The sequence below is a fragment of the Herbaspirillum lusitanum P6-12 genome (genome assembly GCF_000256565.1).
In the GTDB taxonomy this organism is placed as follows: Bacteria; Pseudomonadota; Gammaproteobacteria; order Burkholderiales; family Burkholderiaceae_D; genus Herbaspirillum; species Herbaspirillum lusitanum.
This window is the reverse complement of sequence record NZ_AJHH01000045.1, coordinates 1-650: the sequence shown is the minus strand read 5'-3', so window position 1 is coordinate 650 and position 650 is coordinate 1. Positions and strand designations below refer to the sequence as shown.

Genomic DNA, 650 nt, shown 5'->3' with positions numbered 1-650 from the left:
CTATGAACCCTTCACATAATTCATGAATTCCTTGCCGGTGCCGGTTTCGCCGAGGATCAGAATGGGGATGTTGCGGTCGATCAGGCGCTTGCCGCGCGCGATCAGGTCTTGCATCTGCGGATCGCCGCCACAGAGTTCATCGAGTGAGCGATAGCGTGCGCTGCTGACATATCTGCGCGCCGTAGCGAGGTCTACCGTGGATGTCGGCATGATTTGTCTCCTGTCCATGAACTGCTTTTTCTTATGTGGCGGCGAGGCCGGCTCGTGGCCGGATTGCCTGGGAGTCAGTCGCAAGTAAGCTGACTCTGCGGCAAAGAATAGCCAGCTTGTTTGATAACTTCCAATACAATATAGGCACACAATTAATACCTTAAAGGTATCAAATGATCGAACTGCGCCATCTCACTTATTTCCGCACCGTAGCAGAAACCCTCCATTTCGGCCGTGCCGCCGACTTGTTGCATATCTCGCAACCGCCGCTCACGCGCCAGATTGCGGCCTTGGAAAAGGAGCTCGGCGTGCAGTTGTTCGACCGCAGCAAACGCAGCGTGCAGCTGACCGAAGCGGGCAAACATTTCTACCGGGACACTGCTGAAATTTTTCATGCGCTGGAGCGCGCCCGGCGCAATGCCGTCAGCACCGGGGCCGGC

General features: G+C 56.2%; 2 protein-coding genes. One reads left to right on the top strand and one right to left on the bottom strand.

Annotated features, from left to right (window positions below):
* Positions 1–210 carry a sigma 54-interacting transcriptional regulator gene (locus HLUSI_RS0101765; RefSeq protein WP_016832333.1) on the bottom strand — a complete coding sequence of 70 codons (210 nt, stop codon included), beginning with the start codon at positions 208–210 and terminating at the stop codon, positions 1–3.
* 173 nt (positions 211–383) lie between these two features.
* Between HLUSI_RS0101765 and HLUSI_RS26510 the strand changes: the two genes are divergently transcribed.
* On the top strand, positions 384–650 hold a 267-nt coding region (locus HLUSI_RS26510; protein ID WP_040503053.1), incomplete at its 3' end, for a LysR family transcriptional regulator.

What these genes read in the sequence shown, in the direction of transcription:
- HLUSI_RS0101765 (WP_016832333.1), bottom strand. Translation starts at nt 210, where the DNA reads ATGCCGACATCCACGGTAGACCTCGCTACGGCGCGCAGATATGTCAGC.